This window comes from Streptomyces agglomeratus, from assembly GCF_001746415.1.
GTDB classification, from domain to species: domain Bacteria; phylum Actinomycetota; class Actinomycetes; order Streptomycetales; family Streptomycetaceae; genus Streptomyces; species Streptomyces agglomeratus.
Genome location: NZ_MEHJ01000001.1, coordinates 5,747,028 through 5,773,775 on the forward strand (window position 1 = coordinate 5,747,028; position 26,748 = coordinate 5,773,775).

The 26,748-nt window shown below is 71.6% G+C and carries 27 protein-coding genes and 1 riboswitch; of the genes, 12 read left to right on the plus strand and 15 right to left on the minus strand.

Features of this window, described 5'->3' with window-relative positions; translation table 11 throughout:
- Positions 1 to 54: 54 nt before the first annotated feature.
- From AS594_RS25065 to AS594_RS25070, 3 genes are all read right to left on the minus strand, one after another.
- A complete protein-coding gene (locus AS594_RS25065; RefSeq protein ID WP_069929121.1) occupies positions 55 to 1,929 on the minus strand; it encodes an anthranilate synthase family protein in 1,875 nt (624 codons plus the stop codon).
- A 90-nt stretch (positions 1,930 to 2,019) separates the two neighbouring features.
- On the minus strand, positions 2,020 to 2,076 hold the full coding sequence (locus tag AS594_RS47955) for a trp operon leader peptide (RefSeq protein ID WP_078513512.1): 57 nt from the start codon (positions 2,074 to 2,076) through the stop codon (positions 2,020 to 2,022).
- A 140-nt stretch (positions 2,077 to 2,216) separates the two neighbouring features.
- A complete protein-coding gene (locus AS594_RS25070) occupies positions 2,217 to 2,813 on the minus strand; it encodes a TetR/AcrR family transcriptional regulator (RefSeq protein ID WP_069932202.1) in 597 nt (198 codons plus the stop codon).
- A gap of 51 nt (positions 2,814 to 2,864) precedes the next feature.
- Between AS594_RS25070 and AS594_RS25075 the strand changes: the two genes are divergently transcribed.
- From AS594_RS25075 to AS594_RS25085, 3 genes are all read left to right on the plus strand, one after another.
- Positions 2,865 to 3,794 carry an SRPBCC family protein gene (locus AS594_RS25075; protein WP_069929123.1) on the plus strand — a complete coding sequence of 310 codons (930 nt, stop codon included), beginning with the start codon at positions 2,865 to 2,867 and terminating at the stop codon, positions 3,792 to 3,794.
- An 18-nt stretch (positions 3,795 to 3,812) separates the two neighbouring features.
- Positions 3,813 to 5,165 carry a class II 3-deoxy-7-phosphoheptulonate synthase gene (locus AS594_RS25080; RefSeq protein WP_079144417.1) on the plus strand — a complete coding sequence of 451 codons (1,353 nt, stop codon included), beginning with the start codon at positions 3,813 to 3,815 and terminating at the stop codon, positions 5,163 to 5,165.
- Positions 5,166 to 5,311: 146 nt separating this feature from the next.
- Positions 5,312 to 5,584 (plus strand): (2Fe-2S)-binding protein, encoded by a 273-nt coding sequence (locus tag AS594_RS25085; RefSeq protein ID WP_069929124.1) that lies wholly within the window; start codon positions 5,312 to 5,314, stop codon positions 5,582 to 5,584.
- Between the two features lie 13 nt (positions 5,585 to 5,597).
- Here AS594_RS25085 and bfr read toward each other — a convergent pair whose 3' ends face one another.
- Positions 5,598 to 6,077 (minus strand): bacterioferritin, encoded by a 480-nt coding sequence (gene bfr, locus AS594_RS25090; protein ID WP_069929125.1) that lies wholly within the window; start codon positions 6,075 to 6,077, stop codon positions 5,598 to 5,600.
- Positions 6,078 to 6,232: 155 nt separating this feature from the next.
- Here bfr and AS594_RS25095 point away from each other — a divergent pair, with 155 nt between their 5' ends.
- Positions 6,233 to 6,865 (plus strand): sulfite oxidase-like oxidoreductase, encoded by a 633-nt coding sequence (locus AS594_RS25095; RefSeq protein WP_069929126.1) that lies wholly within the window; start codon positions 6,233 to 6,235, stop codon positions 6,863 to 6,865.
- A 39-nt stretch (positions 6,866 to 6,904) separates the two neighbouring features.
- On the opposite strand, the gene AS594_RS25100 is transcribed toward AS594_RS25095, so the two are convergent.
- The 7 genes from AS594_RS25100 to thiO all read right to left on the minus strand — a co-directional run bounded on the left by AS594_RS25100 (position 6,905) and on the right by thiO (position 14,464).
- Complete coding sequence (locus tag AS594_RS25100) at positions 6,905 to 7,462, minus strand: DUF4396 domain-containing protein (RefSeq protein WP_069932201.1); 558 nt, start codon at positions 7,460 to 7,462, stop codon at positions 6,905 to 6,907.
- Between the two features lie 79 nt (positions 7,463 to 7,541).
- Positions 7,542 to 8,426 carry a deoxyribonuclease IV gene (locus tag AS594_RS25105; protein ID WP_069929128.1) on the minus strand — a complete coding sequence of 295 codons (885 nt, stop codon included), beginning with the start codon at positions 8,424 to 8,426 and terminating at the stop codon, positions 7,542 to 7,544.
- Positions 8,427 to 8,552: 126 nt separating this feature from the next.
- Complete coding sequence (gene pknB / locus AS594_RS25110) at positions 8,553 to 10,514, minus strand: Stk1 family PASTA domain-containing Ser/Thr kinase (protein ID WP_079144416.1); 1,962 nt, start codon at positions 10,512 to 10,514, stop codon at positions 8,553 to 8,555.
- A 201-nt stretch (positions 10,515 to 10,715) separates the two neighbouring features.
- Positions 10,716 to 11,933 (minus strand): IS110 family RNA-guided transposase, encoded by a 1,218-nt coding sequence (locus AS594_RS25115; RefSeq protein ID WP_069931975.1) that lies wholly within the window; start codon positions 11,931 to 11,933, stop codon positions 10,716 to 10,718.
- A 318-nt stretch (positions 11,934 to 12,251) separates the two neighbouring features.
- Positions 12,252 to 13,046 carry a thiazole synthase gene (locus AS594_RS25120; protein ID WP_069929130.1) on the minus strand — a complete coding sequence of 265 codons (795 nt, stop codon included), beginning with the start codon at positions 13,044 to 13,046 and terminating at the stop codon, positions 12,252 to 12,254.
- A gap of 3 nt (positions 13,047 to 13,049) precedes the next feature.
- Positions 13,050 to 13,250: a sulfur carrier protein ThiS gene (thiS, locus tag AS594_RS25125; RefSeq protein ID WP_069929131.1), complete on the minus strand. Its 201-nt coding sequence runs from the start codon at positions 13,248 to 13,250 to the stop codon at positions 13,050 to 13,052.
- Complete coding sequence (gene thiO, locus AS594_RS25130) at positions 13,247 to 14,464, minus strand: glycine oxidase ThiO (protein WP_069929132.1); 1,218 nt, start codon at positions 14,462 to 14,464, stop codon at positions 13,247 to 13,249. The genes thiS and thiO overlap by 4 nt, the downstream gene beginning before the upstream one ends.
- Positions 14,461 to 14,574: riboswitch (TPP riboswitch) on the minus strand. (Overlaps the previous gene by 4 nt.)
- A 93-nt stretch (positions 14,575 to 14,667) precedes the next feature.
- Between thiO and AS594_RS25135 the strand changes: the two genes are divergently transcribed.
- The 6 genes from AS594_RS25135 (at position 14,668) to AS594_RS25160 (ending at position 19,427) form a co-directional block, all read left to right on the plus strand.
- Positions 14,668 to 15,018 (plus strand): avidin-fold protein, encoded by a 351-nt coding sequence (locus AS594_RS25135; protein ID WP_069929133.1) that lies wholly within the window; start codon positions 14,668 to 14,670, stop codon positions 15,016 to 15,018.
- A 67-nt stretch (positions 15,019 to 15,085) separates the two neighbouring features.
- A complete protein-coding gene (locus AS594_RS25140) occupies positions 15,086 to 16,300 on the plus strand; it encodes an NAD(P)/FAD-dependent oxidoreductase (protein WP_069935382.1) in 1,215 nt (404 codons plus the stop codon).
- A gap of 68 nt (positions 16,301 to 16,368) precedes the next feature.
- The gene (locus tag AS594_RS25145) at positions 16,369 to 16,734 is read left to right on the plus strand and encodes an Rv2175c family DNA-binding protein (protein ID WP_028811436.1); all 366 of its coding nucleotides are present in this window, start codon (positions 16,369 to 16,371) and stop codon (positions 16,732 to 16,734) included.
- 77 nt (positions 16,735 to 16,811) lie between these two features.
- Positions 16,812 to 17,507, plus strand: coding sequence for a thiamine phosphate synthase (gene thiE, locus AS594_RS25150; protein WP_420877837.1), 696 nt, complete (start codon positions 16,812 to 16,814; stop codon positions 17,505 to 17,507).
- Between the two features lie 119 nt (positions 17,508 to 17,626).
- Positions 17,627 to 18,544 carry a methylenetetrahydrofolate reductase [NAD(P)H] gene (metF, locus tag AS594_RS25155; RefSeq protein WP_069929136.1) on the plus strand — a complete coding sequence of 306 codons (918 nt, stop codon included), beginning with the start codon at positions 17,627 to 17,629 and terminating at the stop codon, positions 18,542 to 18,544.
- 52 nt (positions 18,545 to 18,596) lie between these two features.
- A complete protein-coding gene (locus tag AS594_RS25160) occupies positions 18,597 to 19,427 on the plus strand; it encodes a hypothetical protein (RefSeq protein WP_069929137.1) in 831 nt (276 codons plus the stop codon).
- A 34-nt stretch (positions 19,428 to 19,461) separates the two neighbouring features.
- Here AS594_RS25160 and AS594_RS25165 read toward each other — a convergent pair whose 3' ends face one another.
- From AS594_RS25165 to AS594_RS25180, 4 genes are all read right to left on the minus strand, one after another.
- Positions 19,462 to 20,967 carry a phytoene desaturase family protein gene (locus AS594_RS25165; RefSeq protein ID WP_069929138.1) on the minus strand — a complete coding sequence of 502 codons (1,506 nt, stop codon included), beginning with the start codon at positions 20,965 to 20,967 and terminating at the stop codon, positions 19,462 to 19,464.
- Positions 20,968 to 21,396: 429 nt separating this feature from the next.
- Positions 21,397 to 22,008, minus strand: coding sequence for a TetR/AcrR family transcriptional regulator (locus tag AS594_RS25170; protein ID WP_069929139.1), 612 nt, complete (start codon positions 22,006 to 22,008; stop codon positions 21,397 to 21,399).
- An 11-nt stretch (positions 22,009 to 22,019) separates the two neighbouring features.
- A complete protein-coding gene (locus AS594_RS25175) occupies positions 22,020 to 24,188 on the minus strand; it encodes a YhgE/Pip family protein (RefSeq protein ID WP_069929140.1) in 2,169 nt (722 codons plus the stop codon).
- Positions 24,160 to 25,101, minus strand: coding sequence for an ATP-binding cassette domain-containing protein (locus AS594_RS25180; RefSeq protein WP_069929141.1), 942 nt, complete (start codon positions 25,099 to 25,101; stop codon positions 24,160 to 24,162). The genes AS594_RS25175 and AS594_RS25180 overlap by 29 nt, the downstream gene beginning before the upstream one ends.
- Before the next feature lie 155 nt (positions 25,102 to 25,256).
- Between AS594_RS25180 and AS594_RS25185 the strand changes: the two genes are divergently transcribed.
- Positions 25,257 to 25,802 carry an SAV_6107 family HEPN domain-containing protein gene (locus AS594_RS25185; RefSeq protein WP_069929142.1) on the plus strand — a complete coding sequence of 182 codons (546 nt, stop codon included), beginning with the start codon at positions 25,257 to 25,259 and terminating at the stop codon, positions 25,800 to 25,802.
- A gap of 103 nt (positions 25,803 to 25,905) precedes the next feature.
- A complete protein-coding gene (locus AS594_RS25190) occupies positions 25,906 to 26,676 on the plus strand; it encodes a methyltransferase (protein ID WP_069929143.1) in 771 nt (256 codons plus the stop codon).
- Positions 26,677 to 26,748: the final 72 nt, after the last annotated feature.

Below are 26,748 nucleotides of genomic sequence, written 5' to 3' on the forward strand. Positions count from 1 at the left end.
AGGGGGCGGGCCCGTTGCCCGGGGCTTTTCCCGGCCCGCCCCTTCCCGGCCCGCCTACCGCTGCCCGAGCAGGGACGGTGTCAGCAGGTCCGTGACCATGGACGCGCCGCGCAGCGTCAGTACCGACTCCGGGTGGAACTGCACGGAGGCGAACCGCGCCGCCCGCAGCGCGTGCACCTCACCCGTCGCCGGGTCGCGGCTGACCTCGACCCCGTGCGCGGCCAGCTCGGCCGCCTCGTCGTCACCGCAGCGAGCCACGAAGCTGTTGTAGAAGCCGACGGTCTCCGGCCGTCCGAAGAGCTCGATCCGTGTCTGCGCCCCCTGGTACGGAACCCGCTTGCGCACGATCTCCAGGCCGAGTTCGGCGGCGAGCAGCTCGTGCCCGAGGCAGACCCCCAGCAGCCCGTGCCGGTGCCCGCGCACCAGCTCGGCCGTGAGGCCCCGCAGGAACCGCATCTTCGGGTCGCCCGCGCCGGAGGGATCGCCGGGCCCGGGGCCGAGCACGACGGGGCCCTCGTGCGCGAGCGCGGCCGTCCGCAGCCCCGGCTCGTCGTACCGCCGTACGGTCACGTCCAGCCCCGACGAGCGCAGCAGATGCGCGAGCATCGCCGTGAAGGTGTCCTCCGCGTCGATCACCAGCGCGTGGCCGCCCAGGGACCGGGACCGCTCCCGCATCCGCAGCCAGAACGGCGCGAGGGACGCCCGCCGCGAGTCGAGTGCCTCCCGTACGCGCGGATCGTCGGCGAGCCTCGGCCGTACGGCCTCGTGGTCCGGCCTGCCGGGACGCACCCCCAGCGCCGCCAGCACCCCCGCCGCCTTGGCATGCGTCTCCGCCACCTCGCTGTGCGGGTCCGAGTCGCGCACCAGCGTCGCGCCGACCGGCACACGGAGCCGGCCGTCGGCCGCGATGTCGGCGGTACGGATGAGGATGGGCGAGTCCAGGGTCTGGGCACCGCCCGCGTCGCGGCCGATCAGCGCCAGCGCGCCCGCGTAGTAGCCGCGGCCGCCGGGCTCGTACCGCTCGATGACGCGGCACGCGTTCTGCACCGGCGAACCCGTGACGGTCGCCGCGAACATCGTCTCCTTGAGGACTTCCCGCACGTCGAGCGAGGAGCGGCCGCGCAACTCGTACTCGGTGTGCGCGAGATGCGCCATCTCCTTGAGCCGGGGGCCGACGACGACGCCGCCCATGTCACCCACCGTGCACATCATCTTGAGCTCCTCGTCGACGACCATCGAGAGCTCGGCCCGCTCCTTGCCGTCGTCGAGGAAGTCCAGCAGACCCTCGGCGCTCGGCCCGTCTGAGGGGTAGCGGTACGTGCCGCTGATCGGGTTCATCACGACCGTCCCGCCGCTCATGCGGACGTGCACCTCGGGGCTCGCGCCCACCAGCGTGCGCTCCCCGGTGTGCACGACGAACGTCCAGTACGCCCCCCGCTCCCCGGCGAGGAGCCGCCGGAACAACGCCAGCGCGTCGGCGCGAGAGAACCCGGGGATGCTGCCCTCGAAGGTCCGGCGGATGACGAAGTTCGCGCCCTCGCCGCGCCCGATCTCGTCCTCGACGACCCGCCGCACGACCCCGGCGTACTCCTCGTCCGCGATGTCGAAGGCCCCGCCCTCGACGCGGACGTCGTGCGCGGGCAGCTGCGCCAGGACGTCGTCGAGCGGCAGCGCGTACGTCTCTTCGGCGACCAGCACGCTCAGGGGCGTCCCGTCGTCGCGCACGTCGAACCCGCGCTCTCTGATCTGCCGGAACGGCACCAGCGCGAGGGCGGGCAGGTCGTCGGCGCCGGCCGGGATGTCGGCCAGGCGCGCGGCCTCGTGGACATCTCCGATCAGCAGCTCGACGGTGTCGTGGTCACGGCCCGGCGTCCGCCGGCGCAGCAGCGCGAAGGGGCGGGTGTCGTCGAGGAGCGTGCTGATGAGCATCGGTGGGGTTCCTTCCGGGTGGAGAGGAACAGCCCTGGAAACACCAAAGGCCGCCCCTCGGGCGGCCTTCGCGATTCAGTGCGCGCGATGTCAGTGGGCCGCCGGATGAGCGGTCCACCACCAGTTCTGAGTCGTCTGCGCGAACATGCTCCGCACCCTAGCGGACCCCGGAGCCCGGCGTCATGCGTGTCTCACGAGTCGATCCCCGGATCACCCGATCACGCCGGCCCCCCACGATCACCGGGCACCCGCCACCCGGGCGGCGCCGGAGCGTCCCGGCGATCCGGTCAGAGGCGCATCAGCGCGTCGAGCGCCGATTCGAGGTACGAGCCGAGTTCGTCGCCCTCGGGCAGCACGGAAGGGGCGGCGTGCCCCAGCTGGCTGTGTCCCAGGTAGACGCTGTACGCGAGCAGTCCCCGGCGGCGTGCCTCCGGCTCCGGGAAGCCCAGATCGGCGAAGAGCCCGGCCACGTAGTCGACGCGGCGCTCGGTCACGCGCCTCAGCGCCGCCGCGACCTGCGGGTGCGAGGCGGTGGCGAGCAGGGAGACCTCCAGCGGGTCGTCGATGGCCGACACGGTCGCCTCGGTGAAGAGCCTGCGGATGCGGGAGGCCGGGTCGGGCTCGGTGTCGATCTCGGTGATCGCCGCCTCGGTCGCGGTCTCGGCCCAGCGGGCGAGCGCGGCCTCGATGAGCGCCTCCCGATTGGTGAAGTGCCAGTAGAAGCTGCCCTTGGTCGTGCCGAGCCGAGCGGCCAGCGGTTCCACAGCGACCGCCGCGAGGCCGCCCTCACCGATCGCGGTGAGCGCGGCGTCCGCCCAGTCCTGCGCGCTCAGCCGGGCCTTCTTCTCCCTCTTGTCCTGCTTCTTGTCCTGCCGTTGTGCCATGTCCGTACGGTACCGTATGGTTGACCATACGCAAGCGTATGGAGGTTCGTCATGAGCGAGATCCGCGATGTCCACGAGCGCACCGTCGAGGCCCCCGCCGAGGTGGTCGGGGCGCTGCTCGACCGCCTCTCCGCGGCGGACGACCCGGTCTTCCCCACGCCGGCCTGGGAGCCCATGCGCTTCGACGGCCCGCTCGCGGTGGGGGCAGCCGGCGGCCACGGCCCGGTCCGCTACAGCGTCTCGGCGTACGAGCCGGGCCGCCGGGTCCGTTTCACCTTCGCGCCGCCCGACAACGGGTTCCACGAGATGACGGTGGAGCCGCTCGGGCCCGGCCGCTGCGTCGTGCGGCACGTACTGGAGCAGGACCTGCGGGGCGCCCAGCTCCTGCTGTGGTCGGCGGTCGTGAAGGCGGTCCACGGCACGGTGGTCGAGGAGTGCTTCGACAACATCGAGCGGGCGGCGGCCGGCAAGGTGGAGAGCCCCGTGCGGTGGTCGGCGTGGGTGCGGCTGCTGCACCGGCTGAACTGGGGAAGAGCGGCTGCCGTGGACATCCCCGAGAGCGCCGGGCTGATCCGTGCCTCCCTCGACCGCCCGTCCTACCAGGACGGCTACCGGATGGAACTGCTGCCCGGCATGCCGCGCGATCCGGACGGCTGGACGGGCATTCTGCGGGACGCCTTCCCGGTCGTGGCGCGCGAGGGCGGCGAACTGCTGATGAACGTCGACACGGCGGGCGTCAAAGCGCGGGCGTCCATCCTGGTCGACGACCGGTACGTGACGCTCAGCACGGTGGCCAGGGCCGACACCACGCGCGGGCGTCTTTACTGGGGCGTCGTCCGCAGGGTGCATCCCTTCATGGCCCGCCTCATGCTGCGCCGTACCCACCGCGGCCTGGCGCTCGCCGCGCCGAGCGCGGGGGAGCGGGCCCTGGCCGGAAGTGCCGTCTCATCTGGTGGGCCAGAGAATGGACTGGCGGGCTGACCCCGTAATGTTGTCAGGGTGACCGTGAACGCTAAGACCACCCCTGAGGGTGGCAACACCTGGCGAGACCTTCCCGCGGCGCAGCAGCCTGAGTACCCCGATACCGAGGCTCTGCGCGATGTGATCGCGGACCTCGAGTCGTATCCGCCGCTCGTCTTCGCGGGCGAGTGCGACCAGCTGCGCGCCCGACTGGGAGCCGTCGCCAAGGGCGAGGCGTTCCTGTTGCAGGGCGGCGACTGTGCCGAGGCATTCGACGCCGTGTCCGCCGACCACATCCGAAACAAGCTCAAGACCCTTCTCCAGATGGGCGCGGTACTGACGTACGCCGCCTCCGTGCCCGTCGTGAAGGTGGGCCGGATCGCCGGCCAGTACTCCAAGCCGCGCTCCAAGAACACCGAGACCCGTGACGGCGTCACCCTGCCGACCTACCGCGGCGACTCCGTCAACGGCTTCGAGTTCACCGAGAAGGCCCGGATCCCGGACCCCGAGCGGCTGAAGCGGATGTACCACGCGTCCGCTTCGACGCTGAACCTCGTGCGCGCCTTCACTACCGGCGGTTACGCGGACCTGCGCCAGGTGCACGCCTGGAACCAGGACTTCGTGAAGTCGTCGCCCTCCGGGCAGCGTTACGAGCAGCTCGCCCGCGAGATCGACAACGCGCTGAACTTCATGAAGGCGGCCGGCACCGACCCCGCGGAGTTCCGCACGGTCGAGTTCTACGCTTCGCACGAAGCGCTGCTCATGGACTACGAGACCGCCCTGACCAGGGTCGACTCGCGTACGGGCCACCTGTACGACGTATCGGGCCACATGCTGTGGATCGGTGAGCGCACCCGCCAGCTCGACGGCGCGCACATCGAGTTCGCCTCGAAGATCCGCAACCCGATCGGCGTGAAGCTCGGCCCGACGACCACGGTCGACGAGGCGCTGAGCTATGTCGACAAGCTCGACCCCGACCGCGAGCCCGGCCGGCTGACCTTCGTCGTCCGCATGGGCGCCGACAAGGTCCGCGACAAGCTCCCCGAGCTGGTCGAGAAGGTCACGGCGTCCGGCGCGGCCGTGGCGTGGGTGACCGACCCGATGCACGGCAACACCTACGAGGCCGCCTCCGGCCACAAGACGCGTCGCTTCGACGACGTGCTCGACGAGGTCAAGGGCTTCTTCGAGGTGCACAAGGCCCTCGGTACGCACCCGGGCGGCATCCACGTCGAGCTCACCGGTGACGACGTCACGGAGTGCGTGGGCGGCGGTGACGAGATCTTCGTCGACGACCTGCACCAGCGCTACGAGACGGCCTGCGACCCGCGGCTCAACCGCAGCCAGTCGCTGGACCTGGCGTTCCTGGTCGCCGAGATGTACCGCGATCAGTAAGCCGTAGAAGCACAGAACGGCTGTGGGGCGCGGATCGAATGTGATCCGCGCCCCACAGCCGTATCCGGGGCTTTTGCGTGCGGGGGACGGCGGGTAAGGTTAGGTTGACCTTACCGATTAGTCGTCCCCCTCGCCCGTGTCAGGAGGTGTGCCGCGTGTTCGTCTGTTCCTGCTTCGGCGTAACGGATCAGCAGATCAAGGAGCACGCTGCCGCCGGTGCCTGCACACCGCGCCAGATAGCGTCGGTCAGCAAGGCGGGAACGGACTGCGGCTCCTGCGTACGCACGATCCAGGGGCTTCTCGGCCGCGGCGCGTGCCCGCGCCGCGCGCTGATCGAACAGGGCGAGACGGCGCTGGACCCGGCGGCGCTCGCCGACCCGTCACCCCTCGCCGGGGCACGCCTCTCCGAAGCGGCCTGACCGGCCCGCCCGGTCAGCTCTCCGGCTGCTCGATCAGCTGGGCGATGTAGAGCGACTCCCCCAGCTTGTTGACCAGCTCCAGCTGGGTGTCGAGATAGTCGATGTGGTGCTCTTCGTCCTTGAGGATGTCCTCGAAGATGTTCGCCGAGGTGATGTCACCCTTGGCCCGCATGACCTCGATACCGCGCTTGAGGCGGTCGATCGCCTCGACCTCGATCTGCCGGTCGGCCTCGAACATCTCGGTGACGGTCTGCCCCACCCGCACATGGAAGAGCCGCTGGTAATTCGGCAGGCCGTCCAGGAAGAGAATCCGGTCGGTCAGTGTCTCCGCGTGCCTCATCTCGTCGAAGGACTCGGCCCGGGTGTACTTCGCGAGCTTCGTCCAGCCGAAGTTGTCCTGCATTTTGGCGTGCAGGAAGTACTGGTTGATGGCAGTCAGCTCGGCGGTCAGCTGCTCGTTGAGGAATTCGATGACCTCGGGGTCGCCCTGCATCGCAGAGGCTCCTTCCAGGCGTGGTACTGGGCAGGTTTCGCGCATCCTTGCATCGCGGGTGAAGGGCGTCCAGTAAGTGCAGGCTTATTAGGAGTTGCCCCGAATAGGGTCAGACCTGGTCATGACCACCCTTCGCCGTCTGTCACCATGGAGTCATGGGTCAGCCGGAAAGCCGGGAACATCACGAAACAGCGCAGCCCGAGCTTCCGCCGGGGCAGCGGTTGCAGCGTGGCTGGCCCGTCACCCACTACGGTCCTGTACCCAAATTCAAGCCGGATCGCTGGGAGTTCCGAATTTTCGGTGCGACAGCCGACGGCGACAAGCACTGCTGGAACCACGAGCAGTTCTCGGCACTCCCGTTCGCCACGGTCGAGGCCGATCTGCACTGCGTCACCAAATTCAGCATGCTTGGGGCCGAATGGGGTGGCGTACTCGCTCGTACGCTCGTCGAACTCGCGCCTCCCGCGCCGAGCGTCACCCATGTCATGGTCTGGGCCGAGTACGGCTTCAGCGCGAATCTGCGGCTCGCGGACTTCACTTCCGAGCGGACCATCTTCGCCACCCACAAGGGCGGTGAGCTGCTCACCGCCGAGCACGGGTTTCCGCTGCGCCTGGTCGTACCGCATCTCTACGCCTGGAAGGGGCCCAAGTGGGTCCGGGGCGTCGAGTACATGACGGCGGACCGCCGGGGTTTCTGGGAGGAGCGCGGCTATCACAACGTGGGCGATCCCTGGCGCGAGCAGCGGTACTCCTACCAGGAGGAGCCGGGGGACGGCCCGGAGCTGTAGGGCCGGGGACGGCCGTTCGTACGCTCTTCCCGCCCGGTGTCAGTGGTGGTACTGGTGGACCACCGCATGGCCCTTGCCGCGGCCGATCATCCACTTGTTGACCGGTGTGGTGATGAGGAAGGCGGCGAAGAGCGCGAAGGCGAGTACGCCCCAGAACATCCCGTCGGTGAGGTGGGCGTCCATCGCGCCCGGCCACAGGGCGAGGACCCCGTTGTCGATCAGCTCCATCACCGCGATCGAGAGGGTGTCGGCGGCGAGGGCGACCCGGAAGGCGGTCCGGAAGTCCACGCCGGCCTTCAGGACGCCGCGCAGGGTGAGGGCGTAACCGAAGAAGAACGCCAGCACGATCGCCAGGATCATCGTCTGCGCGTTGCCCCAGCCGAGCGCGGTGCCGATGACCATGCCGAGCACCTCGCCGATGGCGCAGCCGGTGAGGCAGTGGAGGGTGGCCCGGGCGGCCATGGCCCAGCTGACCTTGCCGGAGGTGCTGTGGGCGCTGTGCGTGCCGTGATGGGCGTGATCTCCGTGGCGGCTCGCGTGATCCGCCTGGTTCTCATGGCTGTGGTGCGTGTCGTGCGCGTGCGGTTCGTGCTGCATGGTGTGCCCCCAGGGTCAGGTAGAGGTTCCTGCCGACACGACAGAACCTATACCCCCCTGGGGTATTCATCAATGGGTTTCAGCACTCCTGGAAGTCGCGCAGCTCCTTCAGTCGGGCGACATCGGCCGCATGTCCCTCTTTGCCGCCCGGCGTCTCGATCGTCAGCGGTACGCCCTCGGTCGCCGGGTGCGAGAAGAGCTCGCGGAACGGCTCCTCGCCGATGTGGCCGGACCCGATGTTCTCGTGACGGTCCTTGTGCGCGCCGACGCCTTCCTTGGAGTCGTTGGCGTGGATCAGCTTGAGCCGGCCCTCGCCGACCGTGTCGACGAGCAGGTCCAGGGTCTGCTTCATCCCGCCGGGCCCCGCGAGGTCGTGTCCCGCCGCGTAGATGTGGCAGGTGTCGAGGCAGACGCCCAGCTTGGGGTGGGCGTCGAGCGCCTCGAAGTACGGGCCGAAGTCCCAGGTGCGCGAGCACAGCGAAGAGCCCTGTCCCGCGGTGGACTCCAGCAGCAGGAACGGGTCGTCGTCGTGCGTCAGCTCGTCGAGGAGGGGCAGCAGGTGGGCGCGTACCTGGGCGAGTGCCTCGGAACGCGGCCGGCCGCCGGTCGCGGAGCCGGTGTGCACCACCACGCCCAGGGCGCCGATCGCACGGCCCCGGCGCAGCGAGTGCCGCAGCGACTCCACGGACTTCTCGACGGTCGCCTCGGTGTGCGAGCCGAAGTTGATCAGGTACGGGGCATGGACGTACGCCGGTATGCGTTCGGCGGCGCAGGCCGCGCGGAACAGTTCGTCCTGCGCCGGGTTGCCGGTGGGGGTCGCCCAGCCGCGTGGGTTGGCCACGAAGACCTGAACGGCCTCGGCGCCCATGTCACGGGCGTACGCGAGACCGGTCGTGGCGAGGCCGCCGGCCACGGGAATGTGGCCGCCGACGGGGTTGCGGGAGGGGAAAGGTGCGTTGCTCATCGCCGTCAAGGATGCCAGGGCCGCCGGGCGGCCCTGGCCAGTGCCTCCGGACCTCTCCCAGGCCCTTCCGGACCTTCCGGGGCCGGGGGAAGGGCTTTCTCCGGGCCGGCGGTCCGGGACGCCGGCCTACAGGCCGCCCTTGGTCCTGATGGTGATCGTGCTGCCCTCCGGGGCTTCTTCGCCGTCCCCGGCGGACTGGCTCGCGACCTCGTCGCTGAAGGACAGGAACGGACGGTCGACCTCGACCTCGAAGCCCGCGTCCTGGAGCGTGCTCTTCGCGTCGTCGACGTTGTCACCGACCACGTCCGGTACCGGGACCATGCGCGGCCCCTTGGAGACGGTGAGCGTGACGGTGTCGCCCTTGGCGAGCTCCGCCCCCTCGGCCGGCGACTGCCGGGCGACGGATCCGGCTTCCTCGGGCGAGTTCACACGCCCGGCCGCGACCTTCACCATGAACCCGGCCTCCTCCAGCTCGGAGGTGGCGTCCGGCACGCTCTCACCGGTCACGTCGGGCACCTCCACACGGGAGCCCTTGCTCACCACCATGGCGATCGCGGAGTCCGGGTGCCGCTCGGTCCCGGCGCGCGGGTCCGTACTGATGACCGAGCCCTGCGGGACCTCGTCGCTGAACGCCCTGGTGACGATGCCGGCGGCCAGACCGGTCTTCTTGAGCTCACCCTTGGCCCTGGCCAGCGGCAGGCCCTCGACGTCGGGGACCTTCACCGTCTCGGGGCCGCGCGAGACGACCAGCGTGACGGAGCCGTTGTCGCGGATGCGGGCGCGGGAGGCCGGGTCGCTGTTCATGACGGTGCCGCGGTCGTAGGTCTCGCTGTACTCGCGCTTCACCTTCTTCACGTCCAGACCGGCGGCGGACAGCCGCTTCGCGGCCTCCTTCTCGGTCTGCCCGAGCAGCGACGGGACGCGGGTGAACTGCCCCGCGTTGATGTACCAGACACCCGCGCCGACCCCGAAAACGAGCAGGACGGCGGCGACGGTCGCGAGCACGCCGCGCCGGGGTGCGAGGGCGCGTCCCGCCGCCGCCCGGGTGCGCCGGGGGGCCGCCGGCCCGGCCGGGGCCATCTGGAGGCGGCTGGTGCGGTTGAGCGGCTCGTCGTGGCCGGCGCCGGCGTTCGTACCGGCGTGCGTGGTGCCGAGGGCGCGCGGGATGACGCTCGTACGGTCCTCGGCGCCGTGGTGCGTCACCTCGGCGCGGCCCCGCGGCGGCATCGCGTCGAGCTGTTCGTCACTGAGCGCGGCACGCGCTTCCCTGGCCTGCGCGAGCAGGGCCACGGCGTCGTACGGACGGATCGCCGGGTTGCGCGCGGTGGCGCCCGCGACGAGCTCGTCCAGCTCGACGGAGAGGCCCGGTACGGCGGCGGAGGGGGCGGGCACGTCCTCGTGGAGGTGCTGGTAGAGCACCTGCGCGGGGGTGCCGCCGGTGTGCGGCTTGGCGCCGGTCAGCATCTCGTACAGCACCACACCGCACGCGTAGACGTCGGCGCGGGTGTCGGCCGTGCCGTGCTCTATCTGCTCGGGCGCGAGGTAGGACACGGTGCCGAGGACGGAGCCGGTCGTGCTGGTGACGGTGTCCACGGCCCGTACGAGACCGAAGTCGGCGACCTTGACGCGGCCGTCGTCCCCTATCAGGACGTTCTCCGGCTTCATGTCCCGGTGCACGAACCCGGCACGGTGCGCGGCGCCGAGCGCCGCCAGCACGGGCTCCAGGATGTCCAGGGCGGCGCGGGGCTGGAGAGCGCCGCGCTCGCGCAGCACGTCGCGCAGCGTGCAGCCGGCGATGTACTCCATGGCGAGGTAGACGTACGGCCCGTCCGTCCCCTGGTCGAAGACGCCGACGACGTTGGGGTGCGCGAGGCGGGCGACCGACTTGGCCTCGCGGATGAACCGGTCCACGAAGGAGGCGTCCGCGGCGAGGGACGGGTGCATCACCTTGAGGGCGAGCACCCGGTCGAGGCGGGTGTCGACGGCCCGGTAGACCGTGGCCATGCCGCCGACGGCGATGCGCGCGTCGATGCGGTAGCGGCCGTCGAGCACGTGCCCGACGAGCGGGTCCTGAAGGGTCGTATCCACGGGGCGAGTCTACGAGCCGCCGCTGACACCCCTGCCGCCCCGGACGGGGCCGGGGCGGTATTGCAGCGGAGCTGTGACAGCCGGCGGGACGTCGCCGGGCCGGCGGCGGCCCCCCTGCGCGGCGGACGCGCGGGGGGGGTGCCTCTATGGGTTTCGTCAACCCTGTCGTGCCGGGTTTGAGTTAATTCGTCGGGGTGGGGTTCATGCGGCGAGGGCGGCGGTCCTGGGCTCGCGAGGTTCGTAGAAGGTGCCGTCGCGGAGCATGGCGAACAGGACGCTGATGCGTTGGCGGGCGAGGCGGAGGAGGGCCTGGGTGTGGGTCTTTCCGCGGGCTCGCTGGCGGTCGTAGTAGTTGCGGGAGGCGGGATCGGCGTTCATGCAGGCGAAGGCGGAGAGGAACATGGCGCGTTTGAGCTGCCGGTTTCCGCCTCGGGGCGCGTGTTCGCCGTGGATCGAGGTCCCCGACGACTTCGTGGCCGGGGCGAGGCCGGCGTAGGAGGCGAGGTGGGCGGCGGAGGGGAAGCTGGTGCCGTCGCCGACGGTGACCAGCAGGACTGCGGCGGTCCTGACGCCGACGCCGGGCATCGAGGTCAGGACCGGGGAAAGAGGGTGTGCCTCCAGCAGGGCGTTGATCTGGGCTTCCAGGGCCCGGCGCTGTTCGTGGACGGCCGCGAGGGAGCGGGCCAGGGACGGGATCACGATGTCGAGGGTGCCGGTCCCGGGCACGACCACGGTCTGTTCGTCGAGGGCGTCGAAGACGTCGTCGATCAGCCGGGCTGCCATGCGCGGGGCCTTGGGCCGGATGACCTCGACGAGTCTGCGGCGGCCGGCCTTGCGCAGCGCGGCCGGGGAACCGTGACGCTCCAGGAGCCAGGTGACGGCCTGGTGGTCGAGGCGGGGGCCCAGGACGCGCTCCAGGCTGGGGTGGAACTGGGTGAGCAGGCCGCGTATCCGGTTGGACGTGCGGGTGGCCTCGGCGGCGAGGTCCTGGTCGAAGCCGACGAGCACGGTCAGCTCGGCGGTGATCTCGTCGGTGAGTTCGAGCGAGCGCAGGGTGTGCGGCATGGTGCGGGCCGCGTCCGCGATGACCGCGGCGTCCTTCGCGTCGGTCTTGGCCTCACCCGGGTAGAGATCGGCGATCCGTCGCATCGCCAGTCCGGGCAGGTAGGCGACCTTGCAGCCGGCGTCGCGGGCAACCGTGAGCGGGAGGGCGCCGATGGAAGCGGGCTGGTCCACGATCACCAGCACGGTGCCGAACTTCGCGATCAGTTTGTCGAAAACCGCTCGCAGTTTCGGCTCACTGTTGGGCATGGCCTTGTCGAAGACCTTCTTGCCGACCGGGGTGAGCCCGTACCCGTGGTGGGCGCTCTTGCCGACGTCCATGCCAAGGAAGACGCCCACGTTGCCGGTGTCGAACATCTCACCCCTCCAAGGGAGTTGACTCTGCCTGGCCTCGGCTTCGGTGTCGTACGCGCGCATCCACGTTATGCAGACCTGCCGCCCGCGAGCTGTCCGGCATTGCGCCGGACCGGGTGGTGGCCGGACCTCTCATCAGCGTCTCCGACGGCACCTCCCAGGCCCGGTGACACCACCCCCCAGGTCATCCGTTCGACAGGGGGACACAGTCATGCCGGGCCCGGAGGCCAGCGGCCCTCTTGCAGGACCGCGAAGAACATAACGGGGGGGGGCGGGCCCGGGGGAGGGGAAACACTCCCGCGCGGCGGCCGGCCGGGCCGGTCAGAACGCGGGGCGTTCCGGGTCCAGCACCGCCCTGCCCTCCGTGGGCGACGACGCCTCGGCGAAGTGCCGCCGGGGAATCCGCCCCGCCCGGTACGCCAGCCGCCCCGCCTCCACCCCGTGCCGCATCGCCTCGGCCATGAGTACCGGCTCCTGCGCCCGCGTCACCGCCGAAGCCAGCATCACCGCCGCGCACCCCAGCTCCATCGCGAGCGTCGCGTCCGACGCGGTGCCCGCCCCCGCGTCCAGAACGACCGGCACGCGCGCGTGCTCCACGATCAGCTGGAAATTGTGCGGGTTGCGGATGCCGAGCCCGGACCCGATCGGCGACCCGAGCGGCATGATCGCCGCACACCCGACGTCCTCCAGCTTCCGTGCGAGTACAGGGTCGTCGTTCGTGTACGGCAGCACGGTGAAGCCGTCGTCCACCAGCGTCTCCGCCGCGTCCAGCAGTTCGACCGGATCGGGCAGCAGGGTCCGCTCGTCGGCGACGACCTCCAGCTTCACCCAGTCCGTGCCCAGCGCCTCCCGCGCGAGGCGCGCCGTCAGCACCGCCTCGCCCGCCGTGAAGCAACCCGCAGTGTTGGGCAGCACCCGGATGCCGAGCTTCTCCAGAACCGAGAGCACCGATCCCTGGACGCTCGGATCGAGCCGCCGCATCGCGACGGTCGTCAGTTCGGTCCCGGACGCGACCAGTGAACGTTCCAGTACGTCGAGGCTCGGCGCCCCGCCCGTACCCATGATCAGACGCGACGAGAACGTCGTGTCGCCGATGGTCAGAAGGTCGTCGGCCATGGTTCAGCCTCCCTGGACTGCGGTGAGGACTTCGATGCGGTCGCCGTCGCCGAGCGCGGTGGAATCCCACCGCCCGCGCGGTACGACGGTTTCGTTGAGGGCGGCGGCGACACCGGAAGGGGCCCGGGTGAGGGTCGCGACGAGCGCGCCCAGCGTCGTACCGGCGGCGACCTCACGGCTCTCGCCGTTCACGGAGACGGTCATACGGGCTGCTCCTGCGGTACGGAGGCGGGAGTGGTGGCGGTGGCGGGAGCGGGAGTGGTGGCGGCGGGAGCGGCGGGCGGCGGGAAACGCAGCGGGCTGAAGGGGCGCGCTTCCTCAGGCAGCTCGCCACCGGCCAGCACGGCGGCCATCGCGTCACCCGTGACGGGCGTGAGCAGCACCCCGTTGCGGTAGTGCCCGGTGGCCAGATGCAGCCCGGGCAGCGCGGTCGGGCCCAGCAGCGGCGCGTTGTCGGGGGAGCCCGGGCGCAGGCCCGCGCGGGTCTCCGTCAGGGGCAGCTCGGTGATCCCGGGCACCAGCTCGTGCGCGTCGCGCAGCAGCTCGTACACGCCGCCCGCCGTGACCGTGGTGTCCCAGCCGAGCTCCTCGCTGGTCGCGCCGACGACCAGCTCGCCGTTCTCGCGCGGCACCAGATAGACGTGACTGCCCCGCACCACCGCACGTACCGTCCGGTGCAGGAAGGGCGCGTACGCGGGCGGCACGGTCAGCCGCAGCACCTGCCCCTTGACGGGCCGCACCGGCGGCAGCACCTCTTCCGGTACGCCGGCGAGCCTGCCGCTGAGACTGCCGGCCGCCAGCACCACCTGGCCCGCGGCGAGCCGTGTCCCGTCGGCCAGTACGACTCCGGAGGCCCTTTCCCGTACGACTGAGAGCCTGTCCGCCCAGCCGAGGTGGAAGATCACCCCGGCCCGCTCGCAGGCCGTCAGCAGGGCGGTGGCGAGCCTCCTCGGATCGACCTGGTGGTCGCCGTCCACCCGCAGGCCCCCGCGCACGCCCGGCGCGAGCATCGGCTCCAGGCGGCGGCATTCGCGTCCCGTGAGCCACTCCGATTCCAGACCGGAGCGGCGCTGGAGTGCGTGGAGTTCGCGCAGGTGGGCGCGGTCGTCCGTGTCGAGGGCTACGGCGAGCGTGCCGCACGAGCGGTAGCCGGTGTCCAGCCCGCTCGCCGCCTCCAGCTCCGCCACGAACGCCGGATAGCGCTCGGCGGACGCGAGGTTCAGGCCGAGCAGCGTCTCCTCGCCGTAGTGCAGCTCGGTGACCGCGGCGAGCATTCCGGCCGCTACCCGGGCGGCCCCGCCGCCCGGCTCGGGATCCGTCACGGCGACGCGCAGCCCCCGCTGCGCGGCGCGCCAGGCCGTGACCAGGCCGATGATTCCGCCCCCGATGACAAGGACGTCTGACGATGTACGCGACATGGGCGTCCAGCCCCTCCCTTCGCCGGCATGACCCGGATCAGGTTCGTACGGTCGGAGGCCGCCCAGCCTCCCTCTCAGCCCGGTACGCCCGGACTCCCGCGAGTTGTTTTCCTGCTGGGGGTCCCGGGGGAGTCCCCCGGAAGGCAGCAGTACGGTGGCCACCCTAACGCCCGGCCCCCACGCGCTGTAAGGGAGCAACTCCAGTGGCCCGTTCGCTCGACGGACTCGTCCTCGCACCGGTCGCCGACCAGGCACCGGGTCAGGTGGGTACGCGGACCCGCTTCACCTACCACGAGCAGGACGGCCGGATCTGGGCCGAGTACGCGGGCGGCGACGTCGTACGCGGCCACCTCGTCGGCACCCGCGCGGGTGACGCGCTCGACTTCCGGTACGTACAGCTCAAGCACGACGGAACCACCTCCTCCGGTCACTGCGCGTCGACCGTCGTCGGCCTGCCGGACGGGCGCGTACGGCTGGAGGAGTCCTGGTCCTGGGAGTCCCAGGAGGGCAGCGGGACGAGCGTCGTCGAGGAGCTCCCGGCGGGCTCCCTGTGACGGTGTGTCAGAGATCTCCTCTCCGTGGCCTTGAGGACGGCGGGACGCGCCGTCCTAGAGTGACCGGGTGAGCGACCAGAGTCAGACAGAGCGGCGCGTCGTCATCGTCGGCGCGGGAATGGCCGGCGTGCAGACCGCCGTGGCCCTGCGCGAGCAGGGCTGGAGCGGCTCCGTCACGCTGATCGGCGCCGAGCCGCATCAGCCGTACGACAGGCCGCCCCTGTCCAAGGCGGTACTGCTCGGCAACGCCGAGGGGTCGGCCTTCGACGTCGACTTCGAGGCGCTGGGCGTCGAGCTGCACCTCGGGCGCGAAGTGACGGGCGTGCGCCCCGGGGCGCACGAGATCGACACCCCCTCGGGCCCGGTCCCGTACGACGTGCTGGTCGTCGCCACGGGGGCGCTGCCGGTCACCCTGCCCGGCAGCGAGGGGGTCCAGGGCGTTCACCTGCTGCGCACCCTCGACGACGCCGCCCGGCTGCGGCCCGTCCTGGACCGCAAGCACGACATCGTGGTCGTCGGCGCGGGCTGGATCGGCGCGGAGTTCACCACGGCCGCCCGCGAGGCGGGCTGCGTAGTGACCGTCGTCGAGGCGGCCGACCGGCCGTTCGCGGGCACCATGCCCGCCGAGGTCGCCGCCCCCATGGCCGGCTGGTACGCCGAGAGCGGCGCCGAACTGCTCACCGGCGCGCGCGTCGCAAGCGTCGAGCCCGGCACGGTCGTCCTCGCCGACGGCCGGCGGATCGCCGCCGGCGCGGTGGTCGTCGGCATCGGCGCCCGGCCCGCAACGGCCTGGCTGGACGGCTCCGGCATCGCACTGGGCCCCGACGGGTCCGTCACCGCCGACTCGCACCTGCGCACCTCGCAGCCGGACGTGTACGCCGTCGGGGACTGCGCGTCCTTCCCGTCCGCCCGCTACGGCGAACGCCTGCTGGTGCACCACTGGGACAACGCGCTCCAGGGGCCGCACGCGGTCGCGGCCAACATCCTGGGCGGGGCACCGCAGGACTACGACCCCGTCCCGTACTTCTGGTCCGAGCAGTTCGGCCGCTTCGTGCAGTACGCCGGTCACCACGCCCACGCCGACACGACGGTGTGGCGCGGCGACCCGGCCGACGCCGCCTGGTCGGTGTGCTGGCTGCGCGACGGGGCGCTCGTCGCGCTGCTCACCGTGGCGCGTCCGCGCGACCTCGCGCAGGGCCGCAGGCTCATCGCGTCGGGTGCGCTCCTGGACCCGGACCGCGTCGCCGATCCGTCCGTCCCGCTCAAGTCCGCCACCCTTTAGGCGGGCACCGCGGCCCGTACGGCAGGCCCCGACTACCGACTGTCAGTCCCAGATGGCACGCTTGTCCCGTGACCGAGATTGACGCAAAGATCGATGCTCTCGTCCCCGCCTGGCTCAACCTCCCCGACATCGCGGAAAAGCTCGATGTCGAGGTGACGCGCGTCCGGCAGCTGGTCAAGGAAGGCCAGCTGATCGCCGTACGCCGCGGAGAGAACAGGGTGCTTCAGGTGCCTGCCGCCTTCATCGACGGCGACAAGGTGGTCAAGGGTCTCGCAGGGACCCTGACGCTCCTGAGGGACGACGGCTTCTCCGACGAAGAGATGCTCGAGTGGCTCTTCACTCCAGACCCGACCCTGCCGGGCACCCCCGCGCAGGCGTTGAGTGAGAATCGCGGCACGGAGGTGAAGCGGCGCGCCCAGGCGCTGGCCGTCTGACCTCAGCCGACACAACCGCACGCGGTGTACGGGCCTTCGCCGGCCCGTGCACCGCCCACCCACGGGGGGACACCACCATGCCCGCGCCCACGCCCATGCCCACGTCCGCGGCGTCGTCGGGAGAAGGCGTCACCGCGCGCGAGCGGCTCGCCGGTGCCCGGCTGTACCTGTGCACGGACGCCCGCAAGCGCCAGGGCGACCTCCCCGAGTTCCTGGACGCCGTGCTCTCCTCCGGCGTGGACATCGTGCAGCTGCGCGACAAGGGCATGGAGGCCGGTGAGGAGCTGGAGCACCTCCAGGTCTTCGACGACGCCTGCCGCAGGCACGGCAAGCTGCTCGCCGTGAACGACCGGGCCGACGTGGCCCACGCCATCGGCGCCGGTGTGCTGCACCTGGGGCAGGGAGACCTGCCCGTCCCCGCCGCGCGGGCGATCCTCGGTGCCGACGTCCTCGTCGGCCGCTCCACGCACGGCGAGTCCGAGGTCGACGCGGCCGCGGCGGAGCCCGGCGTGGACTACTTCTGCACCGGGCCGTGCTGGCCCACCCCCACCAAGCCCGGCCGGTACGCCCCCGGTCTCGGCCTCGTCCGGTACGCCGCCGGGCTGCGCCAGGACCGGCCGTGGTTCGCGATCGGTGGCATCGACGCCGGCAACCTCGACGAGGTCCTGGACGCGGGCGCCCGCCGGGTCGTGGTCGTACGGGCGATCACGGAGGCCGACGATCCGGCCGCCGCAGCGGCGGCCCTCGCGAAGCGGATCCGGGCGTACGCCTGACAGCCCCGCCTGGTGGCACGGGTGTCCACGGCTGTCCGACAGGTGGACAATAATCCGGCAATATGGACAAAGTCCCCTCTTTTGTTGGGTCCCCGCCGAGCCCTCGCTAACCTGCCGTTATGGCCCTTGGCACAGCTTCGACCAGGACGGATCACGCGCTCACGGTGCGTGACCTGCTCGCGACCGGTAAAACCTCGTACTCGTTCGAGTTCTTCGCGCCCCGGACCGAAAAGGGTGAGCGGAACCTCTGGAACGCGCTGCGCCGGGTCGAAGCGGTGGCCCCCAGCTTCGTCTCCGTGACGTACGGGGCGGGCGGGTCCACCAGGGCCGGCACGGTCGGGGCCACCGAGCAGATCGCCTCCGACTCCACCCTGACCCCGGTCGCGCACCTCACGGCGGTGGACCACTCCGTCGCCGAGCTGCGCAACATGATCGGCCAGTACGCGGACGCCGGAATCCGGAACATCCTCGCCGTACGCGGAGACCCGCCCGGCGACCCGATGGGCGAGTGGGTCGAGCACCCGCAGGGCGTGCGGTACGCGGCGGACCTGGTGCGCCTCATCAAGGAGTCCGGAGACTTCTGCGTGGGTGTCGCGGCCTTCCCCGAGATGCACCCGCGCTCGACCGACTGGGACACCGACATCGCGCACTTCGTGGACAAGTGCCGGGCCGGCGCGGACTACGCGATCACGCAGATGTTCTTCGAGCCGGAAAGCTATCTGCGACTGCGCGACCGGGTCGCGGCCGCGGGCTGCGAGACGCCGATCATCCCCGAGGTCATGCCCGTGACGGGGGTCAAGCAGCTCGCCAGGCTCCCTCAGCTCAGCAACGCGCACTTCCCGCCCGCCGTGAAAGAGCGGATCCTCGCCGTCAAGGACGATCCGGCCGCTGTACGCTCCATTGGCATCGAGTTCGCCACGGAGTTCTGCGCGAGGCTGCTCTCCGAGGGTGTACCCGGATTGCACTTCATCACGCTCAACAACTCCACGGCGACGCTCGAGATCTACGAGAATCTCGGACTGCACGAGCAGTCCTGACCGGCCGTACCCGCCTCCATTCGCGGGCAGCGGCCGTACGAGAGGGGCGGGCATGGGCTGGGCGGTCCTCTACATCGCGTTCGGAGTCGTCGCACTGTGGCTGCTCGGCGAAGTGCTGTTGCAGTACAAGGCACGGCTGAGGTGGCGGCTCCTGGCCTTCGCCGGCTTCATGGGCGTGGTCCTCGGTGTGCTGATGCCGTCCGTGTTCGTGATCGCGGGCGGCGCCGTCGCCTTCGCGATCGGCCAGACGTACGTCACGCTGTCGTTCCGCCGTGGCTTCTCGACCGGCTGGGCCATCGGCGGCAAGCCGGGTGACAGCCGCCGCCGCAAGCGCGGCGCCCGCCCCGTGGCGCAGGAGCCGACACTGGAGGTGTCGGACCTGGAGTACGAAGCGGACGCCTCCGAGTACGCGCCGGACGTCCCCGCCGAGCCCGTCTTCGCGCCGACGCAGCCGCTGCCGGACGAGACCGGGCAGTACGGCGTGTACGACGTGGCGGCGTACGCGGCCCAGCAGCAGGCGCAGAGCGACGCCTTCGGAGCCGGCGCGGGCTACGGCGGGTACGACACCTACTCGGACTACGAGCGGCCGAACCAGGACACGTACACCGGCCAGTACGACTACCAGTCCGGCCAGCAGCAGTACGCCGCCTACTCCGACCCGTACATCGGCACCCAGCAGTACGGCACGCAGGGGTACGGCACCCCCGAGTACGGCGGTCAGGACTACGGCACCCCGCAGTACGGCAACGACACACCCCCCGGCGGTGTCTGGGTGCCGCAGCAGCGCGACGGGGAGCAGCCCTTCGGCGGCGACCAGCCGGCCCAGGAGCCCTACCAGGGCGGGTACGACACCACCGGCTACAACGAGCAGTACCGCTACTGACCTTCCGGGCGCCGCCGCGCGGCCCCGGCGCCCCTTACTGCGAGCCCCGGAAGCCTTCTCCCTCGACGACGAGTCCCGCGACCAGGGCCCCCGACATTCCGGCATGCGCCAGTCCGCCGCCGGGATGCGCCCAGCCTCCGGCCATCAGGAGGCCGGGCAGCCGCGTGCTGTTGGACGGGTGCAGCAGCCGCCCCCCGGCGCCCGCCAGCGACGGCGGCGGCACGCAGCCCCCGGGAGATCCCGTCGCGGCCGCCGTGTCGGCGGGGGTGCGGACCTCGCGCCACAGCAGACGCTCCCGCAGATCGGGAACGGCCGCGAGCGCGGCTGCGACCACCTCGTCGGCGTACCGCGCGACCAGGGCCTCGTCCGTCCAGTCGACCGGCCCCTGCGGGGCGACGGTCGCGGTCAGTGTGACGGCCTCGTGGGCCTCGTCCGGGCGGGTCAGCGGGTCGTCGGGTCGCAGCACGGTCACGGTGGGCCGCTCCGCGTGCTCCCCGGAGAACGCCGCCGACGCCTCCGCGCCCGCGTCGGGGGAGTGGACCACCGTCCGGTGCACGGTCCCGTCCGGGCCGCCGCGCAGCGCGAGGAAGACCGTGAGCCGGCCCGGGGGCAGGGGGCCGGGGACGACATCGCCCCCGGCCCACACCTCGCGCCCCGGTGTCATGCCGCCGAGGAGACGCGGATCGCCGCCGAAGACCACCGAGTCCGCTTCGGCGACCGTTCCGTCGGCCAGCTCCACGCCCGCCGCGCGGCCGTCCTTCTCGGTGACCGCGACGACCTCGGCGCCGAAGACGAACTCCACCTTCCGGGCCACACAGCGCTCGTGGAGCGCCCGCGCCAGCTCCCGGATCCCGCCGCGCACGTACCAGCTTCCGAAGGTCTGCTCCATGTACGGCAGGACGGCGGCCGCCGCGGGGGCGGTGCGCGGATCGAGTCCGTACGCCAGGGCACAGCTGCCCAGCAGAGCGGCCAGCCTGGGGTCCGCCAGCTCCCACTCGCCGATCTCCCCGACCGTGGCCGCCACCCGGTCGCTCCGCAGCAGCCTGCGCCGGCGCACCGACGGGTACGGGTCGCGGCCGAGGACCTGCCAGTCCGGCCACAGCGGCTCTTCCAGCAGCGGCCGTCTCGTCCGGTCCCACGCCTCGCGGGCCCGGTTCATGAAGTCGCCCCAGCGCTCACCGGCCCCGGCGCCGAGCGCCGCGTCCAGCGCGGAAACGACCCCCGCGCGCGAGGCGTTGGGCAGCGAGACGTCCGTGCCGTCCTCGAAGAGGTGGCGGCTCGCCGGGTCCACCGGGGCGAGTGCGACGCACTGCTCCAGGGACTCCTTGCCGGTCTTGGCGAACAGGTCGCGGTAGACGGCGGGCAGGTGCAGCAGGCCCGGTCCCGTGTCGAAGACGAAGCCGTCCCGCTCGAACCTGCCCAGCGCGCCGCCGTACGTCCGCGCCCGCTCGTACACCACCACGCGGTGGCCCGCGACGGCCAGCCGGGCGGCGGACGCCATCGCGCCCATCCCGGAGCCGATCACCACAATCCGTGCCATGCCAGGGACTTTAGCGGCCGCCACTGACACCCGGCCGGGGCAGGGTGAGTACGGGCGCGGACGCGATCGGCACCAGTCGCCGTCCCGGGCCGCCGGGCACCGGACACAGGCGTGAGTACCCGTACCTAGTACCGGAGATGAGTAGCTGCGCGGATGGGCTTCCACCTGCGCGGACGGAAGAGTGGGCGGCACGGAAGGGGCGCGGCGCCCGCACCGCCGGCACGGGGCGGCGGAGCGGCGCGGCTCCCCTGCCGGAGCGGGGGTGTACGGCGGGGTCGGGGACCCGCGGGGGAACACGAAGACGCCGGTCCGGCGTGGCTCGGGGGGATCGAGCCTCGCGGGACCGGCGTCTTCGCCGTACGGGAACGGCCGCTCTCCAGCGGCTGTTCCCCAGCGGCAGGGGCGCCGCCGGCTCACTTGGGCGCAGCCCTAGCGCCGGCCGCTCACCCGGCCGTGCAGCAGCAGCGACAGCGCGGAGTGCACGTCGTCGATCGTCCGCTCGCGCTGGAACGCCTGCCAGTCGAGCGCCGCCACCAGCACCATGCCGACCAGCGCGGCGGCCGTCAGCGGAATGTCGATCTCCGAGCTCAGCTCACCGTTCTCGACGCCCTCGCGCAGCACCGTCTCCACGACGGCGACGGCTTCCTGCCGCACCACCAGGAGCGTCGACTGCCAGGCCCTGTTGGTGCGCCACAGCTCGGCGACGTACAGCTGCGTGAAGGCCGGGTAGCGGTCGATGAAGCCCAGACCGGCCCTGATCATCGCGTCGAGGGCCTCGACCCTGGTGCCGCCGCGCTCCGCCGTCTCGTCGGCCGCGGCCTGGAGGGACGCGGTGAGCAGTCCGACCCCGTGCCGCAGCAGCTCTTCGAAGAGCTCCGTCTTGCTTTTGAAGTTGTAGTAGACCGTGCCCTTGGCGACCCCGGCGCGCTCGGCGATCTCGTCCACTGTCGTCGAGGAGAAACCCTGCTCCGCGATGAGAGTGACGGCCGCCTCGTAGAGCTTCTGCCGGGTGACCTCGCGGCGGGTTCTGCTGCTGTCCATGGGCACGATTCTCACAGGCTGAGCTCCGGGTGCAGACGATCGAGGGTCCACACCTGCTTGCGCCGGGCGGAGATGGCCGTCAGTGCCAGGGCTCCCGCGGTGAAGGCGAGCAGTACGGCGCCGCCCGTCCAGACCGGCTCCAGGCCGCCGCCGGTGATGAGCCGGCGCAGGCCCTCCACGACGTACGTCATGGGCAGGAAGGGGTGGATCGCGTTGAAGAACCCGGGACTGGTCTGTACGGGGTACGTACCGCCCGCCGAGGTCAGCTGGAGCATCAGCACGGCGAGGACCAGGATGCGGCCCGCCGCTCCGAACCGTGCGTTGAGCCACTGCACGATCGCCGCGAAACAGCCCGTCACGAGCACCAGGAAGCCGATCGTTCCGGCCGCGCGCTCCATCTGGAGCCCGAGGCCCCAGTGCAGTACGGACATGAGCGCGGCCACTTGCAGTACGCCGAGCGCCGCCACGGGCAGCCAGCCCGCGAGGGCGATCCGCCAGGCGGAGGCGCCCGCCGCGAGGGCGCGGCGGTTGAGCGGCTGGATCAGCATGTACGCCACCATCGCGCCGACCCACAGGGACAGCGGGATGAAGTACGGGGCGAACCCGGTGCCGTAGTTGGGCGCCTTGTGCATCGACTGGGAGGCGAGCTGGACCGGGTCGGCCATCACGCCGGTGCGCTGGTCCCGCTTGTCCTTGTCGTAGTCCGGGATCTTGCCGACGCCCTTGTGCAGGCCGCTGGCGAGCTCGCCGGAGCCGTCGACGAGCTTGACGAGACCGCCGTTCAGCTCGCCGGCGCCGGACTGGAGCCGGCCGACGCCGTTGTCGAGGTCGGTGGCACCCGTGCCGAGCTTGGCGATGCCGTTGTCGAGGTCGACCGCGCCGGTCTTGGCGGAGCCCAGGCCGGTGTTGATCCTCGCGGCGCCCTGGGCGACCTTCTTGGCACCACTGTTCAGGGCGTTGACCTGGCTGACGGCGGCGTCGAGGTCCTCGTCCAGGTGGGGCGCGCGCGCGGCGATCCGGCGCGCCTGTTCCTGAAGCTTGGCCAGTTCCTTGTCGAGCCGCTCCAGATCACCGCGCTGGTTCTTGACGAGGTTGTTGACGTCCGAGGCGATGAGAGCCGTGTCGGCCGCCGCCTTGTCGGCCTTCTGCAAGTGGGGGCACGCGGGGTCGTCGAGAGGCTGGTCCACACAGCGCTCCTGGTAGACGGTGTGCAGTGCGTCCGCGGCCACCCGCGACTTCTCGGCCGCGCCGGGCGCGCGCTCGACCAGCGAGTCGAGGTTGTCACGGACGATCCGGGTGCTGTCGGCGACGAGCTTCGCCGTGTCCCCGACCGTCTTGCCGTTGTCCCTGAGGTACGGGCTGACCGAGTCCGCGAGGCCGTTGACCGTGTCGGCGAGCTTCTGGGTGCCGTCGGCGACCCGCTGGGCGCCGGTCTTCAGCTCGCCCGACTTGGTGTGCAGGGTCTTCAGGCCGCCGGTCAGCTTGGCGCTGCCGTTCTTGGCCTTCGTCAGCCCGCCGGAGAGCTCCTCCGAGCCGGCCTTGGCCTTGTTGAGGCCACCCTTGAGATCGCTGGAGCCCTTCTTCGCCTTTCCGATACCGCCCTTGATGTCGTCGGCGCCCTTGGCCGCCTTCTGGGTCGAGTCGTGGATGTCGGAGAAGGAGATGAAGATCTTGTCGAGGAACGAACGCGAGGCGTCCTTGGAGGCCGCGGTCCGCACCTCGGAGAAGACCGTTCGCGAGATCTGCCCGACGATGTAGTTGTTCGCGTCGTTGGTGCGCACTTGAAGGGCGCTCGTCTCGGGAACGTCGCCCGAGCTGGACGCGATCCGCTTGCTGAAGTCCTCCGGCATGGTCAGGGACAGGTAGTACGCACCGTCCTCGACGCCCCGGCGGGCCTCGTCGGAGCTCACCTCGTGCCACTCGAAGACCTTGCTGTCCCGCAGCTTTCCGGTGATCTCGTCACCCGCGTGGATCTTCTTGCCGCTAGCGGTCGCGCCCTTGTCGTCGTTGACCAGGGCGACGGGTATCCGGTCGAGCCGGCCGTACGGGTCCCAGAACGACCACAGGTACAGCGCGCCGTACAGCAGCGGAAGCAGCAGCAGCGCGACGAGCGCGGCACGCGGCAGCTTCCCCCTGCCGAACCGCTTCAGCTCAAGCGCGGCCAGCCTCGGCGATCGCATCGCCCGCCCCCTCTTCGGTGTCGTCCGTGTTGTCGGTGTCATCTGAATCGCCGGTGTCGCCGGTTTCCTCGGCGTCGCAGGCTTGATCGGTGTTGTCGGTGTTGTCGGTGTCGTCGGTGGCGCCGGTGCTGTCCGTGCCGGCTGCCTCGTCTTTCTCTGCTCCGGTGCCGTCGTACTCCGGGTCCGCCGCCGCGTTCGTGCTGTCGGCGCCGGCTCCCGTGGTGACCCGCAGAGCGTCGTCGGGAGCCTCGCTGCACACCGCGATCACGGTCGTCCCCGCCCGCGCGACGGAGCGCAGCAGCTCCCAGGCCAGGGCACGTTCGGTGTCGGAGAGCTTGAGGTCCAGGTCGTCCACGGCGAGCAGCCGGGGCTTGCCCATCAGGGCCAGTCCGACGGACAGCCGCAGTATTTCGAGGCGTTCGAGGTCCCGTACGGACGTACGTGCTCCCTTGGGCAGCGCGTCGAGGTCCAGGCCGACGGCGTCCATCGCGGCGTCGATCCTCGCCCGCGCCGCCGCGGCGCGCTCGGCACGCGGACGCAGCAGCGTGCGCAGCGAGCCGTCGAAGCGGCGCTGGAGGAGCGCGCGTTCCCGCAGATGCTCGGCGACCGTGAAGGCCGCGTCGAGTTCATTGACGCCGGTGACCGGGCCGAGCGCGCTCATGCGGCGTACGGCGGCCATCTTCTTCGGCAGACGCACACCGCCGACTTCCGCGTGACCCTCGGTGGCGCGCATGCGGCCGGTGAGGGCGAGCAGGAGACAGGTGCGGCCGGAGCCGGACGGCCCCTCGACCGCGACGAGTGCCCCGGGCTCCGCCGTGACGCTTACGCCCCGGAACGCCCAGCCGCGCGGGCCCTTGAGGCCGAAGTCCTCCGCGGTGACAGCTGCTCCGTGCGTGGTGCTCGGGCTGTCCACGAGCCCCTCCCCTTTTTGAACTGACCAGTCAGTGCAAAAACTATCCCGAAGTGGCGACTGAAGCAAAAAGACCAGGTCAGAGGCGACTGTCAGTGGTGCCCTTCACGATGGACACATACGGCTACAGAGCCGTCACGCGACGAAGGAGGTTCGTCATGGCTCGCACGTCTCGCACGTCCTCAGCTGCCGCACACCGCCGCCGCGCCACCGGCCCCGCCCCCTCGGCGACCGGGCCCGCCGCCGACGTCCACCCGGTCCTGCGCAGGGCCGGTGCGCCGCCCGCCGCCCTGGACCTGCTCGCCCAGGCGCACACCGGCCTGGACGAGGCCGCGACCCTCGACGTCCCGAACGAGCGGTACGCCACGGCCCACCTCGCCGCCCTCCGTACCGCCGCCGCCGTGCTCGCGGCCCGCGGCCGCCCGGAGACCACCGCGCCCCGGCGCCGGCGGATCCGCAGCGCCTGGGAGGTCCTCCCGGAGATCGCGCCGGAACTGACCGAGTGGAGCGCCCTGTTCGCCTCCGGCGCCCGCCGCCGCGCGCTCGCCGAGGCCGGAATACAGGGGGCGGCGAGCACCCGGGACGCCGACGACCTGCTGCGTGACGCGGCGATGTTCCTGCGCCTCGTCGAGCGGCTGCTCGTGCTGGATCCGGTGCTGCCCCGGCCGCGCCCCGGGAGTGCGGAGCGCACGGACGCGGGATGACGGGACGGGTTCCCGGAGGCAATAGGGTGGGCAGGGCCTTTATCACTCGCACCGTTCACCGCCCCGCCGTTCGCGGCGGCACCGCGCCGAGGAGTCAACTGCCGTGTCGGACCCGATGCGCCCCCGCGCCTCCCTCCGTACCGCCGTGGTCTGGGAGGTCCTCAAGGACGCTCTCGACCGTAAGGTCAAGGCGGCCGGGAGCGAGGCCCTGGACGTCCTCGACACCGGCGGCGGCACGGGCAACTTCGCGGTGCCCGTCGCCCGCCTCGGCCACCGTGTCACGGTCGTCGACCCCAGCCCGAACGCGCTGTTCGCGCTGGAGCGCCGGGCCGCCGAGGCCGGCGTCGCCGAGCGTGTGCGCGGCGTGCAGGGCGACATCCACGGGCTCTTCGACGTCGTCGAGCGAGGCGGTTACGACGCGGTCCTGTGCCACGGCGTCCTCGAATACGTCGACGACCCGGCCGAGGGCGTCCGCAACGCCGTCGACGCCCTGCGCCCCGCCGGCACCCTCAGCCTGCTCGCCGCGGGCCTCGGCGGCGCCGTCCTGGCCCGCGCCCTGGCCGGGCACTTCACCGAGGCCCGGCAGGCCCTCAGCGACCCGGCGGGCCGCTGGGGCGAGGGCGACCCGGTGCCGCGGCGCTTCACCGCCGACCAGCTCGCCGAACTGGTCGCCAAGGCCGGCGTCGAGGTCGGCGCCGTGCACGGCGTACGGGTCTTCGCCGACCTCGTGCCCGGCGCCCTCGTGGACACCGAGCCGGGCGCTCTGGAAGCACTGCTCAAGCTGGAAACGGCGGCGGCCGAACTCCCCGCCTTCCACTCCGTGGCCACCCAGCTGCACGTCCTCGGCGAGAAGCGGGAGTCCGGCGAGCGCTGAGGCCACCGTCCAGCGGGGCGCGAGAAGCGGCTGATCAGCAGCGCAGTGGCACATGGAGTCCGCCACAGGCCC

Coding starts and splice junctions, on each gene's coding strand:
- AS594_RS25065 (WP_069929121.1), bottom strand. CDS start 1,929: ATGCTCATCAGCACGCTCCTCGACGACACCCGCCCCTTCGCGCTGCTG.
- AS594_RS25070 (WP_069932202.1), bottom strand. CDS start 2,813: ATGGCACAACGGCAGGACAAGAAGCAGGACAAGAGGGAGAAGAAGGCC.
- AS594_RS25075 (WP_069929123.1), top strand. CDS start 2,865: ATGAGCGAGATCCGCGATGTCCACGAGCGCACCGTCGAGGCCCCCGCC.
- bfr (WP_069929125.1), bottom strand. CDS start 6,077: ATGCAGGGCGACCCCGAGGTCATCGAATTCCTCAACGAGCAGCTGACC.
- AS594_RS25095 (WP_069929126.1), top strand. CDS start 6,233: ATGGGTCAGCCGGAAAGCCGGGAACATCACGAAACAGCGCAGCCCGAG.
- AS594_RS25100 (WP_069932201.1), bottom strand. CDS start 7,462: ATGCAGCACGAACCGCACGCGCACGACACGCACCACAGCCATGAGAAC.
- AS594_RS25105 (WP_069929128.1), bottom strand. CDS start 8,426: ATGAGCAACGCACCTTTCCCCTCCCGCAACCCCGTCGGCGGCCACATT.
- AS594_RS25115 (WP_069931975.1), bottom strand. CDS start 11,933: ATGTTCGACACCGGCAACGTGGGCGTCTTCCTTGGCATGGACGTCGGC.
- AS594_RS25120 (WP_069929130.1), bottom strand. CDS start 13,046: ATGGCCGACGACCTTCTGACCATCGGCGACACGACGTTCTCGTCGCGT.
- thiS (WP_069929131.1), bottom strand. CDS start 13,250: ATGACCGTCTCCGTGAACGGCGAGAGCCGTGAGGTCGCCGCCGGTACG.
- thiO (WP_069929132.1), bottom strand. CDS start 14,464: ATGTCGCGTACATCGTCAGACGTCCTTGTCATCGGGGGCGGAATCATC.
- thiE (WP_420877837.1), top strand. CDS start 16,812: ATGCCCGCGCCCACGCCCATGCCCACGTCCGCGGCGTCGTCGGGAGAA.
- metF (WP_069929136.1), top strand. CDS start 17,627: ATGGCCCTTGGCACAGCTTCGACCAGGACGGATCACGCGCTCACGGTG.
- AS594_RS25160 (WP_069929137.1), top strand. CDS start 18,597: ATGGGCTGGGCGGTCCTCTACATCGCGTTCGGAGTCGTCGCACTGTGG.
- AS594_RS25165 (WP_069929138.1), bottom strand. CDS start 20,967: ATGGCACGGATTGTGGTGATCGGCTCCGGGATGGGCGCGATGGCGTCC.
- AS594_RS25170 (WP_069929139.1), bottom strand. CDS start 22,008: ATGGACAGCAGCAGAACCCGCCGCGAGGTCACCCGGCAGAAGCTCTAC.
- AS594_RS25175 (WP_069929140.1), bottom strand. CDS start 24,188: ATGCGATCGCCGAGGCTGGCCGCGCTTGAGCTGAAGCGGTTCGGCAGG.
- AS594_RS25185 (WP_069929142.1), top strand. CDS start 25,257: ATGGCTCGCACGTCTCGCACGTCCTCAGCTGCCGCACACCGCCGCCGC.